Raw genomic sequence first — 12,825 nt, forward strand, 5'->3', positions numbered from 1 at the left:
AGAAGCGACCTCCGTACGGCATGGCGTACCCCCGGTGAGGGTGCTCACCACCACACGGGCGCACGCGGCCCCCGGACGGGTCCTGCGCATCGTCCGGGGGCCGCGTGAGGTGATCAGGAGGCGAGCGGGGTGTGGTCCGGGTCCACTCGCTCGTCGTCCCGCACGGGACCCGATGCCGTGGCACCGGGGGCGAACGGGGAGCCGCCCAGCGACTCGCGACCGTGGGGGCTCGTCCAGTTCTCCAGGGACGGGCCGAGCGGCACGATGCCGGACGGGTTGATGTCCCGGTGCACGACGAAGTAGTGCTCCTTGATCTGCTGGAAGTCCACGGTGTCACCGAAGCCCGGGGTCTGGAACAGATCGCGCGCGTAACCCCACAGGTTGGGCATCTCCGTGAGCTTGTTCCGGGACGCCTTGAAGTGGCTCACGTACACCGGGTCGAAACGTGCGAGGGTGGTGAACAAGCGCACGTCCGCCTCGGTGATGTGATCGCCCATGAGGTAGCGCTGGCCGGAGAGCCGTTCCTCGACCCAGTCCATGGCCGCCCACAACCGCTCGTACGCAGACTCGTAGGCCTCCTGCGAGCCCGCGAAACCGCAGCGGTACACACCGTTGTTGATCTCGGTGTAGATGCGGTGCATCACCTCGCGCATCTCGGGCACGAGCTCCTCGGGCCACAGATCGGGGGCGCCCTCCCTGTGGAACTGCTTCCACTCGGTGCTGAAGTCCTCGGTGATCTGCGGGAAGTTGTTGGTCACCACCTGGCCCGTGGGGATGTCCACGATGGCCGGCACGGTGATCCCCCGGGGGTAGTCCGGGAAGCGCTTGAAGTAGTTCTCCTGCAGCCGCTCGGTGCCCAGCACGGGGTCGCGCCCGTCCGGGTCCAGGTCGAAACGCCACGAACGGGAATCGTGCGTGGGTCCGGGCAGGCCCACCGAGATGGCGTCCTCCAGGCCCAGCAGGCGGCGCACGATCAGCGTGCGGTTGGCCCACGGACACGCCCGCGCGGCCACCAACCGGTACCGACCGGCCTCCACGGGCCACGCCCGGGCGCCTTCGGCCAGTTCCGCGTGCTCCGGGTCCGCCACGATGCGGTCCTCGATGTAGGTGGTGTCGCGGTTGTACTCCTCGCCCTCGTGGACGTAGGCCCCGGCGGTGGAGTAGCGCCCGTCCTCGGCCTGTTCGATGTTCTGGGTCGTGGAATCCGACATGCTGTACCTTCCGTGAATATATTTTGATGATACGTCACCAATCCTCGAGTGGGGTAGCCCCGGGGTGCCCTGGACCGCGCGGAGGACTCGCGCGGAGGGCTACAGTGGCCCTGTCGAAACACCCCGCGTGAGCCCGTTGTCCCCTCACCCGAGAACTTGCCCATGACTTCTGCCCAACACCCACGGGACGAGCACGACCCGTCCGATTCCCCCTCCCAGGACGCACCGTCACGCGGCGGCGCGCGGTCACCCGTGCCCGCTCCCCGCGAACGCCCGACCTACGGCATCCGCACCACGGGTCCCGGGGACGCGCAGGGTCCCGGGGGCCCGCAGGGTTCCGCTGACCGGGACACCCAGTCTGCTTCGGGCGGAACGACGGCGCCCGGCTCGGCCGCCTCCCCCGGCTCCCCGACCGCGGCGCCGTCCACTGGGTCCCCGTCCGCCGCGACCCCGCGCCTGGCTGCGTCCCCGTCAGCGGAGGCCCGCGCGGCGTCGTCGCGTGCGGCGCGGCGCATGGGCCGCGGGCTGTCCTTCACCGTGGTCCTGCTGGGGCTGCTCGTCGGCCTCGGTCTGATCGCGCAGGGCGCGTGGCTCGGCTGGGTCACCGGGGCGGTCCTCACGGTGGCCGGGGTCGCGGGGTACGCGCTCGTGCAGACCCGGGCGCTGCCGATCTTCCGGGATCCCACGCAACCCGTGCGCCGTGCGTGGTCCAAGCTGTGGCTGATCCCTGCGGCCCTGCTGCTCCTGGGCCTCGGCTGCATCGCCACAGCCTTCGTAGTCCCCTCGTGGCTCGGGCCCTCCGTGCCCGCGGACCTGCTGGACGACTACATCCTGGCGTTCATCGTGGGTGGGATGACCATGATCGTGGGTGCCGGGCTCGGTTTCGGCCTCGTGGCCACGTCCCGGCTCACCCGGCCCGACGACGACGATTCGCCCCTTCGTCCCACGGACTACGCCGAGCGACTGCGTGACCGGGACCGGCGGGACGAAGGCAACTATTACGATTCGGACTGGATCAGACACGACCCCCGGGACTGACACCCCCGTCCACCCGCCAGCCCCCGCCCCGCGCGGCGCACCACGAGGAAACACCCATGGACAGCACGACCGGCACCCGGCACACGCCGTGGCTCAGCGACACTGAGGACCGGGTGTGGCGCAGCTTCCTGACCCTGTCCCGCAGCATGGAGCGCGCGGTGGACCGGCAGCTGCAACGTGACAGCAAACTGTCCGGATCCGAGTACGAGGTCCTCGTCCCGCTGTCCGAGAGCGACTCGGGGGAACTGCCTTCGCGTGAATTGCTCCGGGAACTGGGCTGGGAACGCTCGCGGTTGTCCCACATGCTCTCCCGTATGGAACGGCGGGACATGATCTGCCGCTCCCCCAGCCCCACCGATGCCCGCGGGCTCGTGGTGGGGATCACCGAGCACGGACGCGAGGTCATCGCGCGCGCGGCCCCCGCCCACCTGGACATGGTGCGTGCCGCGTTCATGGACCGGCTCAGCAAGGAGGAACAGACGGCCCTGGTGAGCATCGCGGACAAGGTGTTGCCGCGCTTGCGGTCCATGGATCTCGCCTGACGGACCTTCGAACCGTGGTCCTCGCGGTGGACCCCGGGGCTTGCTGCGGCCGGCGGGTCCAGCGGGTTTCCACGAAAAAGGCCCGTTAACAGGGGACGGGTCCTGCCACTTGGGGGATCGGCAGGACCCGTCGGACATCCCGAATCTGGGGGAGATCGGGACGCCGGCCAGCCGGGGGATCATCCGGGCGCGTATTTGGGGGGATGCGCCCGGGCCACTTCGGCCGACAACCCGATTTTATGCAGCAACTACATTGATACGCAAGTAAAGCTACTGATGATCCCGAGAATCGACGAGGACCCCCGGAAATCCGGGGGTCCGCTGCATCACAAGTAGACTTATTTCGTTATATTCACATGCTTTGTATTGTCCCCCGGTCAGGTGTGATCGTCTACACCTGTTTCCCTTCGAGGTTCGGCACCCTTGACCGGTGCAACTGACCGCTGCAGTCGACCGTTGCAATGACCCATCCTCGGCTGGCGCAGCTGTCCGCTGCCGGTGACCCACCTCCAGCCGGCATCGCTGACCGACGCCACCGGTGGGCACGCCAACGAAGGCACCCCACCGCCGTGCGCGAACACGGGGTCGGGGTGCGCCGTCGTAACGGGACCGAGCGAAAGACTCAGCGGCTCTCGCCTTCCTTGGCGAGCACGTAGTCGTACTGAACCTCGTTGCCGGAGCCGTCCGCGCGCTCCTGCACGTCCAGCATGAGCTCGGGCTTCACGGCCGAGGCGATGTCGTCCTCGTTGTGCGGGTCATCCGGGAAGTAGAGCTGCTGGGTGACCAGCTGGTAACCGGGAGCGGAGACCTTGATGTGGATGTGCGCGGGGCGCCACGCGTGCCAACCGGCGGCGGCGATCAGCTGACCGCACGCACCGTCCGTGGGGATCTGGTACGGAGCGGGCTGCATGGTGTGGATCTCGAAGTGCCCGTTCTCGTCGGCCTTGACGGTGCCGCGGAAGAGCCACTCGGGCATGTCCGGCGCGTACTGGGAGTAGAACCCGGCGGCGTCGGCGTGCCAGATCTCCACCTGGGCGTCCTTGATGGGGTTGCCGTCGGTGTCGGTGAAGTCACCGTGGAACAGTAGCGGGGTGCCCTCCTCATCCTCGCGCATCTCGAGCGTGGCAGGGGTCTGCAGTTCGGGGGCGTTCGGCACGTAGTAGGGGCCCTCGATGGTGCCCACGGTGCCCGGGCGCTCCTTGGAGTTGACGTCCTCCACAGTGTGCTCGAGCCACACGTCCAGGAACAGCGGCCACTCACCATCCGTGCCCACCTTGATGAGCCAGGCCTTCAGGGCGTTGTACTCCTCATAGGTGACCTCGTGCTCTTCCACGATGTCGTTGGCAGCCTTGATGAGCGCACCCGCGAGCAGCGAGACGCGCTCCTTGGGGACGTCGAGCTTGGACTTCTTGCCGGAAGCGGCGAAACGCTCGGTGGCCTTGGTACCGGCTTCGACGGCGGTGCCCTGGCTCTCCTTGAGGTGTGCGGCGGAAGGGTTGTCAGTCATGGTGACCTCCACGGTTCTCGTAGCAGATGGGGACGCCCGGGGGTGATGGCAGCGGCCCCTCGCTCCGCGCTCCGGACCCGTCGATCGGATCCCTGGCCGGATGGCGACCGTGAGGCACGCAACTGCGATCCGTGACGTCCATCTCAGATTAGTGCGGCGAATCTATATTCAACAAATATTTAATCCGGTGTTACTCATTCTATAAAGCGAAAAAATGACCCCAGGTTCAGCCTAGGGTTCCCCCTGATATGAGTGGGGTCACCCTCCATCAGTATGAGGGATACGCACCTGCTGGTTCACCTGCGGGATCGCGCCCCTCAGGCCCCTCGGCCCCGCACCCGCACCCGCACCACCTCGTGGGCTGACGTCGGCGCCCAATGTTCAAGGAGTTACGCCATGACCGAGACCCTGAGCCGTTTGCACGACGTCCTCGACGGCGCCGTCGAGGACGACCGCACGGAGGGGATCATCCGCGCCAAGCGCGAGATCTTCACCGACGCCGAGATCTTCGAGCTCGAGATGAAGCACATCTTCGAGGGCAACTGGGTGTACCTGGCCCACGATACGCAGATCCCCAACGTGGGCGACTACTTCACCACGTACATCGGCCGTCAGCCCATCGTGATCTCCCGGGACAAGAACGGTGAACTGCACGCCCTGATCAACGCGTGCGCCCACCGCGGTGCCATGCTGTGCCGCCGCAAGACCGACAACCGCACCACGTTCACCTGCCCGTTCCACGGCTGGACGTTCCACAACTCCGGTGAGCTGCTCAAGGTCAAGGACTCCCGCGGCGCCGGCTACCCGGAGAACTTCAACAAGGACGGCTCCCACGACCTCACCAAGGTAGCCCGTTTCGAGAACTACAAGGACTTCCTGTTCGGATCGCTGAACCCGGATGTCCTACCCCTCGAGGAGCACCTGGGTGACGCCACCAAAGTGATCGACTCCATCGTGGAGCAGTCCCCGGAGGGCCTCGAGGTGCTGCGACTGCATCGCTCCCAAGGGTGAGTCGGACAAGTCCCGCGCCCACCGGATCCGCCAGTACGAGGACTTCTTCAACGCCACCGGTATGGCCACCCGGACGATCTCGAGGAGTTCCGCTCCTGCCAGAAGACGTACCAGGCCACCTCCGCGCCGTGGAACGACATGAGCCGCGGCCGGGATCTATACCAAGTTCGGCATCTATTCCCGCAGCGAGCTCGCGGCCCTGTACCGGAGCAGGAATAACGGGCCCTGCTGGGCCGGGAGTCGAGAGCCGGGACGACCCCGGTGTCGCCACCCGCCCACGACCGCACGCAGGATGCGGCCCGCCCACCCCGCCCCGCGCGAGGGACGGGGTGGGCGGGCCTCAGCGGGCCCGGTAGTAGGCGAGTTTGTCCTCGTCGATCACGGTGCCGACCCCGGGGACGTCCCGCACGTGGATCTTCCCGTCCACGATCCGCAGGGGCTCGGTCAACAGGTCGTCCGCCATGTCCAGGAAGTTGGACAGCTCCCCCGCGCGCTTGGACGTGTGGGAGAAGGCCGCGCCGAAGGTCACGGACGCGATGGTCCCCACCTGGGTGTCGATCTGGTTGCCCACGTAGACGTCCACGCCCAGGCCCTCCGCGAGACCCACTATCTTGGTGGCCTCAGTGAAGCCCGAGCGCGCGGTCTTGATCGCGAGCAGGTTCGCTCCCCCGCTCAACAGTTCCTTGGCCGCCGTGCCCAGGTTCGGGGCGGACTCGTCCGCGGCAATCGGGATGGGCGAGGTGCTCACGAGGCGACGTCGGCCCATGACTTCCCGAGCGTCGTCGGGCTCCTCGAGGAACTCCATGCCGAGGTCCGCGGTGAGGCGCAGGACCTCGGAGGCCTCGTTGGCGCTCCACCCGCGGTTGGCGTCCATGTAGATCCGCGCCTCGGGACCCAGGCCCTCGCGCAGCACGCGGGCGGCCTCGACGTCGAGCGAGACGGGGTGGCGCCCCGTCTTGAGCTTGAAGGTGGTGATCCCGTAGGTCTCCCGGAACTCCAGGGCGATCTCGAGGAGCTGTTCCGCGGGCTTGAACCCCAGCATGTGGGAGACGCTCATGTGGTCGGTGTACCCGCCCAGCAGCGTGGACACGGGTTGTCCGAGCAGCTGGCCGATCGCGTCCCACACGGCGATGTCCACCGCGCCCTTGGCGGTCTGGTTGTGGAAGGTGCGGTCCATGACAGTCTGCATCCGCTCCCGGGCGAAGGCGTCCAGACCGCTGAGCTGCGGGGAGAAGATGTCCTCGATCACCGCCACGATGGACTTCTGGGTCTCACCGTAAGTGTACGGCCGGGGCGGGGTGTCCGCGGTGCCCACGATGCCCTCGTCCGTGTGCACCCGCACGAGGACGTGGTCCGCTTCCGTCACGGAACCCGAGGCGAAGTGCAGGGGGTGCACGTAGGGGATCGAGTAGGGGATCGCCTCGATGCGGGTGATGTTCATGGTCGCCTTTCTTGAGCGGGTGGTGCTCGGGTCAGTCGTGGTCGGTGACGTCCATGACGAGGTTCAGGAAATTGCCCAGCAGGGCCGAGCGGTCGTCCCGCCGCCAGGCCACGGCCATCTCGGTCACGGGGGAATCCTCGAGACCCGCGTAGAGCACGCCCTCGAGCTGCAGCGCCCGCACAGACTCGGGGACCACGGCGATCCCGCTGCTGGCCGCGACAAACGAGAGCATGGTGGAGGTCTCGTGGGTGACCTGCGCGATGCGCAGCTGGAAGCCCGCCCGGCGGCACATCTCGGACACGGTGCGGTACACAGCCGATCCCGGCGGGTAGGACACGAAGTTCTGCTCCTGCAGTTCGTTCGCCGCCACGGGCCGCCCGGACGCCAGGGGGCTGTCGCTGGGCATGGCCACCACGAGCTTCTCCCGGCCCACGATCCGGTACTCGATGTCCTGGGATGCCACGGGAGGGCGCAGGATCGCGGCGTCGAGCGTGTGGTCCCGCAGTCCTGCCTCCATGGCTGGCGTCAGCATCTCGCCCTGCAGGGTGAGGGAGACTCCGGGCAGCTGCTCCTTGGCGTGGCGCACGAGCCGCGGCATGACGCTGTAGGTGGCCGAGCCCGAGAAGCCCACGCGCAGCACCCCGGTGGCGCCGTTGCCCACCTGGTAGACGTCCGCCTTGAGCGTCTCCACCTCGTTGATGATCTGACGTCCGCGGTCCAGCAGCTCCTGTCCGGCCGGAGTCAGGTCCACGCGCCGGGTCGTGCGGTCCAGCAGTTTGACGCCGAGCTGTTCCTCGAGCTGACGGATCTGTTGCGACAACGGCGGTTGCGCCATGTGCAAGCGTTTGGCGGCACGGCCGAAGTGCCGCTCCTCCGCCACTGCGATGAAGTAGTTGAGTTGTCGAAGCTCCATGGTTCTCCCCGGTCCGCGTCCGCCACCTTGATATGGAGTTTAGCCATAATCACAGGGATTAGAAATAGATATTGTCAGAATTTGACGACGCCGAAGTGCACACCGGCGGAAGCCGGGATGCCATGGAATACGCGCAGCAGGATGAGCAGGATCGCACCCCACGAACCGATGCTCGCGGAGGACGGGATCAGCCCGATCAGCGTGGAGCCGATACCCATGACGAACATGGGCAGGATGAGCATCTTCTTCCGGCCCAGTTTGTCCCCGAAGTGACCGAAGATCGCACCGCCCAGGGGCCGCGCGAGGTAGCCCGCGGCGAACGTCCCGTAGGAGGCGATCACGCCGGCCACCGGGTCCAGGTCCTGGAAGAACACGTGCGGGAACACCAGCGCGGAGGCGGAGGCGTAGAGCAGGAAGTCGTAGTATTCGATGGTGGAGCCCAGGTACCTGGAGAGGATCACGCGGTGCGCTTCCCTGTCCTGCGGCCTGCGATCCATGGACCGCAGCTCGGTCCCCGGGGCGGTGGTTGATGACATGGTGATTCCTCGGGATCAGGCACGTTCGCGCAAGACGTTCTTCTGGATCTTGCCCGTGGTGGTGCGCGGCAGTTCGGCCACGACCTCCACCCGGGTGGGAAGCTTGTAGGTGGCCAGCCCCTCGCGCAGCCGGGTGAGGATCTCGTTCCCGCTCAGCTCGGGGGCGTCCTCGAACAGCACGACGAACGCGCGGCCGGTCTTGCCCCAACGCCCGTCCGGCACACCGATCACGGCCGCTTCCTGGATCTCCTCGAGACCCGGCAGGGCGTTCTCCACCCCCGCGGGGTACACGTTCTCCCCGCCCGAGATGTACATGTCCTTCATGCGGTCCTTGGTGTAGAGGTACCCGTCCTCGTCCTCCACGGCGATGCCCCCGGAGTCACCACGTCCGGGGTGCGGAACTGACGGTGGATGATAATGGTCCCGCCCAGCATGAATGTGGGCAGCGTCATCATGGTCAGCCCGGCAATGTGGAACAGGGGCGCCACGGCCAGGTGGTCCTCGTCCTGGCGCGGGTCCTGACCGATCAGGGTGTTGACGTACTGGTAGAAGAGGTTGCCTGGTGCGTGAGCGTGGCACCCTCGGGCCGGCCCGTGGTCCCGGACGTGTACATGATCAGGGCCAGGTCGTCCTGCTCCACCGGTTCGTCCACGAGCTCCTCGGAACCGGAGGCCAGGAACCGCTCGTACTCCTCCCCGGGTCCGCCGCCGTCCACACTCACCCAGGAGCGAGCGCACGCCGGTCAGTTCGGCCTCCAGGCCCGCAGCAATCTCGCGTTGGTCCTGCCCGAAGACCACGGTGGTGGCACCGCAGTCGCCCAGAATGTACTCCACTTCCGCCTGCCGCAGTTGGGGGTTCACCAGGACTGCGGCCGCCCCGATCGACCCCGCGGCGAAGAACGTCTCCAGCAGGGCGGGGTGGTTGAGCCCCATGTAGGCCACCCGGCCCCCGTGGCGCACGCCCGTTCGGCAGGAGTTGTTCCGACCGAGCTGATCCCGGCCGATGAGGTGTCAGGAGTCCAACAGGTTGTTCTTGATGATGTCCTGCTTGACCGCTCGCCGCAGGGTCTTACCGAGCATCGTGCGGGGCAGGTCGTCCATGGCCACGATCCGGCGCGGCACCTTGTAGCGGGTGACCTTGTCGTAGCAGTGCTTGCGCAGGGCGTCCTCATCTAGGGTGACCCCGGGTTCCAGCACGACCGCCGCAACCACGGTCTCGTTGCCGTCGTCGTTGGGGATGCCCACCACGGCCGCGTCCGCGACACTGTCATGCAGTTTCAGGGCGGTCTCCACCTCGGAGGGGGCCACGTTGAAGCCGCCCGTGATCACCACTTCCTTGATCCGGTCCACCACGCGCAGGAAGCCGTCCTGGTCCACCGTCACGATGTCACCGGTGCGCAACCAGCCGTCCTCCGTGAACAGTTTCGCGGTCTCCTCGGGGCGCTTCCAGTAGCCCTGCGTGACCTGGGGGCCCTTGACCAGCAGCTCACCCTCCGCGTCCACGGGAACGTCCTCACCTGTCTCCGGATCCACCATGCGCACGTCCGTGCTGGGGAAGGGGATGCCGATCGAACCCGAACGGCGGTGCTCGTTGAGGGGGTTGCACGCGACCAACGGGGAGCACTCGGTGAGGCCGTAGCCTTCAATCAGCACCCCGCCCGTGGCGTCCTCCCACGTCTCGACCAGGGGCACGGGCAAGGTCATGGCTCCGGACACCGCCACCCGGATGCCGGTGAGATCCTTCCCCTGCTCAGCGGCGGCGTCGAGCACCTTCTGGTACACGGGCGGGACGGCCGGCAGCACCGTGGGCATGCTCTTCTTCATGGCCCGCAGGATGAGGTCCGCGCGCACGGTGGGGAACAGGACGAGCTTAGCGCCCAGGGACATCGCGAACGTGACACCCAGGGTCAGCCCGAAGGCGTGGAACAGGGGCAGCACGCCGTAGACGACCTCGTCGGACGAGCTGTCCAACCAGTGCTGGCCCATCACGGCGTTGGACTCCAGATTGCGGTGGCTCAGCATGGCGCCCTTGGGCAGGCCCGTGGTCCCGGACGTGTACTGCAGCAGGGCGATGTCCGTGGCCGCGGGCCGGGGGTGGTCCTCACGGATCGGGTCGGAGTCCACGAGGGACTTCCACGCGATGGTCCCCGGGGCCGGCTGGGTGAGCTCTCGGCGCTGCTCGGCGAGCTTCTTGAGGGGCAGGCGCAGTCCCACGCGCATCATCGTGGGCATGCTCGCGGTGATGTCCACGGCCACGACGTGCTCGACGGCCAGGTCCTTGGGCATCCCGGTGATCCTCGCGGCGATCTTGTCCCACGCGATCACCACGCGCGCACCGTGGTCCTCGAACTGGTGGCGCAGTTCCGGGGTCGTGTACAGCGGGTTGTGTTCCACCACGATGGCCCCGAGCCGCAGGGCGGCGTAGAAGGCCACGATGTGCTGGGGGCAGTTGGGCAGCACGATGGCCACGCGGTCCCCGGCCTGCACGCCCAGCAGCCGCAGTCCTTCCGCGACCCGTCGCACCTGGTCACCGAGCTGCGCGTACGTCATTCCCGCGCCGAAGAACTCGACCGCCGTCTTCGCGCCGTGGCGGGCCACCGATTTCTCGAGCATGTGCACCAGGGAGGTCTCGGGCAGCTCCAGGTCTCGGGGAACGCCGGGGTCGTAGCTCGCCGTCCACGGGCGGGTCGCCAGGAAGTCTCGGGAATTCGTCTCAGCCATGTCAGCGAGGCTACCGTCCCGCCCGTCCCGCCGTGGGACATTCGCCCGCGTCCCACGACGACGTCGCACCCGGCGTCCCGGACCCGTCCCACGGTCCCGGTCTCGATAGACTTCTGGGGACCCGCCACCGGAATCCCCGCCGAATCGAGGCCCTCCATGTCCCCCTCCACCGCTCGCGATCCTCTCGATGACGGCAACGCACCCTGGACCGAGCCGACCTCCCGGGTGAGCCCCGCCGGCGATGCCCAGGCCACGCGCCCCCTCCCCCGTCCCGGGGTCCGGCACGACGACGCCGCGGCCGGCGACACCGCCACCCTGCCGTCGGTCTCCCCGTACGACGACGTCCGCTCCCCCGCCCGGGACACGGCACCGCGCACGGGACGCACCGGCGTCGCCTCCGGACGCCTGCACCCGCGGGACGAGCGCTCCGGCAACACGGACCCCGTGGGCGACGACCACCTCACACCCCCGAGCGAGCGGATCTCGGCCGAGGCCGCGTGGGACTCCATGCGCCCCGCGGTGCGCCCGGAGGGCTCCACCGCCGCGGCCCGGCCCACAGTGGAGGAACTGCGGCGGCGGCAGCGCCAGCACTTCGGCGGTATGCAACTGATCCCCGGGGTGTTGGGACTGCTCACGGCCATCTCACTGGGTGGCCTGTTGCTCACGCTCGCCGGGCTGCTGGGACCCCAGCTGGGCCTCGACGTGACCCGGGGAGCGGGCGACACCCTGGCCCGGGCATGGCAGGCGCCGGGGGCGGCGCAGTCGTGGATCGCCGTCGCCGTCCTGGGCGTCGTGGAACTGCTCTCGATGATCGCGGGAGGGTACGTGGCCGGGCGCATGGCGCGCTTCTCGGGGGTCGCCCAGGGCGTGAGCGTGTGGCTGTGGTCCCTGCTGGCGCGCGCCGTCGCCTCGGTCGCGGTGTTGCTGTGGGCCGACGCCGCCACGGCGGCCGGTCCCCGCTGGGTCGCGCAGGAGCTGATCGGGAGCGATGTGGGAATGGGTCTCATCGCGCTCGCGGGTCTCGTGCTGCTGGGACTCGCGGGCGCGGTCCTGGGCGGGGTGTGGGGCATGCGCTACCACCGTAAAGTGGACGCCTGGACGGTTTCGAATGCAATAAGCTAGTAGACTTCCGTTCTGTCGAGGGTCTGGGCTGGGTCCTCACTGGGGAGTACGGAGGAAATTTCTATGCCTTCAACACTCGTCGCCGTAGTCGACGATCATGAAGTGGTCCGTGAAGGCGTGCGTCTGGTGTCCATGACATCGCTCGCGGACGTCAAGCTCGTGGGGTCATCGGATTCCGTGTCCACCCTGTTGGACCAGTTGGGCCGGGACCCGGAGAATCCCGCCCTCACCGCGCAGGGCTCGAAACGCATCGAGTGCGACGTCGTCCTGCTGGACCTGTCCCTGGCGGACAAGTCACGCCCGGCGGGCAACGTGGAACGGTTGCGCAGCGCCGGGATGAAGGTGCTGATCTTCAGCATCGGCGAGAACGCCGGGTTGATCCGCGAGGCGCTGCGCGCCGGCGCCCTGGGGTTGGTGCGCAAATCGGACCCGCTCGAGCACGCCATCGAGGAGGCGCGGGCGATCGCGGACGGCAAACCCGTGATCACCAAGGAACTGGCCGCGGCCATCGACGGGGACGTCGAGTTCTCCCGCGCCGCCCTGTCCCCGCGCGAACGCGAGACCCTGCGCCTGTACGCCTCCGGGTTCGCCCAGGTGCAGGTCGCCCGCCGCATGGGGATCAAGCAGTCCGCGGTGAAGACCAACATCGACCGGATCCGTGAGAAGTACGCGCGGATCGGGCGCCCGGCCCCCACCAAGATCGACCTGCGGATCCGCGCGATCGAGGACGGTCTCGTGGACCCCGAGGACGACGTGGCGAGCGCCGAGAAGAAGCTGTGATTCC

Annotated in this window: 12 protein-coding genes and 2 pseudogenes; 5 read left to right on the plus strand and 9 right to left on the minus strand. The window is 67.9% G+C overall.

What is annotated here, in order from left to right:
• Nucleotides 1-113: 113 nt before the first annotated feature.
• Nucleotides 114-1,211: a glutathione S-transferase family protein gene (locus IE157_RS02635; RefSeq protein ID WP_098053684.1), complete on the minus strand. Its 1,098-nt coding sequence runs from the start codon at nucleotides 1,209-1,211 to the stop codon at nucleotides 114-116.
• Between the two features lie 162 nt (nucleotides 1,212-1,373).
• Between IE157_RS02635 and IE157_RS02640 the strand changes: the two genes are divergently transcribed.
• Both IE157_RS02640 and IE157_RS02645 read left to right on the plus strand, forming a co-directional pair.
• The gene (locus tag IE157_RS02640; protein WP_193519025.1) at nucleotides 1,374-2,249 is read left to right on the plus strand and encodes a hypothetical protein; all 876 of its coding nucleotides are present in this window, start codon (nucleotides 1,374-1,376) and stop codon (nucleotides 2,247-2,249) included.
• A 56-nt stretch (nucleotides 2,250-2,305) separates the two neighbouring features.
• A complete protein-coding gene (locus IE157_RS02645) occupies nucleotides 2,306-2,791 on the plus strand; it encodes a MarR family winged helix-turn-helix transcriptional regulator (RefSeq protein WP_193519026.1) in 486 nt (161 codons plus the stop codon).
• A 622-nt stretch (nucleotides 2,792-3,413) separates the two neighbouring features.
• Here the strand turns inward: IE157_RS02645 and catA are convergent.
• Nucleotides 3,414-4,298 (minus strand): catechol 1,2-dioxygenase, encoded by an 885-nt coding sequence (gene catA, locus IE157_RS02650; protein WP_064847435.1) that lies wholly within the window; start codon nucleotides 4,296-4,298, stop codon nucleotides 3,414-3,416.
• A 396-nt stretch (nucleotides 4,299-4,694) separates the two neighbouring features.
• On the opposite strand from catA, the gene IE157_RS02655 reads away from it, so the two are divergent.
• Nucleotides 4,695-5,309 carry a Rieske 2Fe-2S domain-containing protein gene (locus IE157_RS02655; RefSeq protein WP_318281272.1) on the plus strand — a complete coding sequence of 205 codons (615 nt, stop codon included), beginning with the start codon at nucleotides 4,695-4,697 and terminating at the stop codon, nucleotides 5,307-5,309.
• 340 nt (nucleotides 5,310-5,649) lie between these two features.
• Here IE157_RS02655 and IE157_RS02660 read toward each other — a convergent pair whose 3' ends face one another.
• The 7 genes and pseudogenes from IE157_RS02660 to IE157_RS02690 all read right to left on the minus strand — a co-directional run bounded on the left by IE157_RS02660 (nucleotide 5,650) and on the right by IE157_RS02690 (nucleotide 10,919).
• Entirely contained in the window at nucleotides 5,650-6,750 is a 1,101-nt protein-coding gene (locus tag IE157_RS02660) for a mandelate racemase/muconate lactonizing enzyme family protein (protein WP_064847413.1), read from the minus strand.
• Between the two features lie 31 nt (nucleotides 6,751-6,781).
• A complete protein-coding gene (locus IE157_RS02665; RefSeq protein WP_064847414.1) occupies nucleotides 6,782-7,663 on the minus strand; it encodes a LysR family transcriptional regulator in 882 nt (293 codons plus the stop codon).
• A 116-nt stretch (nucleotides 7,664-7,779) separates the two neighbouring features.
• Nucleotides 7,780-8,160, minus strand: a pseudogene (locus IE157_RS02670) (MFS transporter); the annotation flags it as partial.
• Nucleotides 8,161-8,214: 54 nt separating this feature from the next.
• Nucleotides 8,215-8,562, minus strand: a complete 348-nt coding sequence (locus IE157_RS02675; RefSeq protein ID WP_193519028.1) for an AMP-binding enzyme — start codon at nucleotides 8,560-8,562, stop codon at nucleotides 8,215-8,217.
• A gap of 163 nt (nucleotides 8,563-8,725) precedes the next feature.
• The gene (locus IE157_RS02680) at nucleotides 8,726-8,920 is read right to left on the minus strand and encodes an AMP-binding protein (RefSeq protein ID WP_193519029.1); all 195 of its coding nucleotides are present in this window, start codon (nucleotides 8,918-8,920) and stop codon (nucleotides 8,726-8,728) included.
• Between the two features lie 115 nt (nucleotides 8,921-9,035).
• A pseudogene (locus tag IE157_RS13050) lies at nucleotides 9,036-9,131 on the minus strand (hypothetical protein); the annotation flags it as partial.
• A 78-nt stretch (nucleotides 9,132-9,209) separates the two neighbouring features.
• Complete coding sequence (locus tag IE157_RS02690) at nucleotides 9,210-10,919, minus strand: long-chain-fatty-acid--CoA ligase (RefSeq protein ID WP_193519030.1); 1,710 nt, start codon at nucleotides 10,917-10,919, stop codon at nucleotides 9,210-9,212.
• A gap of 156 nt (nucleotides 10,920-11,075) precedes the next feature.
• Between IE157_RS02690 and IE157_RS02695 the strand changes: the two genes are divergently transcribed.
• Nucleotides 11,076-12,041 (plus strand): hypothetical protein, encoded by a 966-nt coding sequence (locus IE157_RS02695; protein WP_098055077.1) that lies wholly within the window; start codon nucleotides 11,076-11,078, stop codon nucleotides 12,039-12,041.
• 63 nt (nucleotides 12,042-12,104) lie between these two features.
• A complete protein-coding gene (locus tag IE157_RS02700; RefSeq protein WP_064847420.1) occupies nucleotides 12,105-12,821 on the plus strand; it encodes a LuxR C-terminal-related transcriptional regulator in 717 nt (238 codons plus the stop codon).
• The last annotated feature ends 4 nt before the right edge of the window (nucleotides 12,822-12,825 follow it).

The sequence above is a fragment of the Kocuria marina genome (assembly GCA_014652975.1).
GTDB classification, from domain to species: Bacteria; Actinomycetota; Actinomycetes; order Actinomycetales; family Micrococcaceae; genus Kocuria; species Kocuria marina.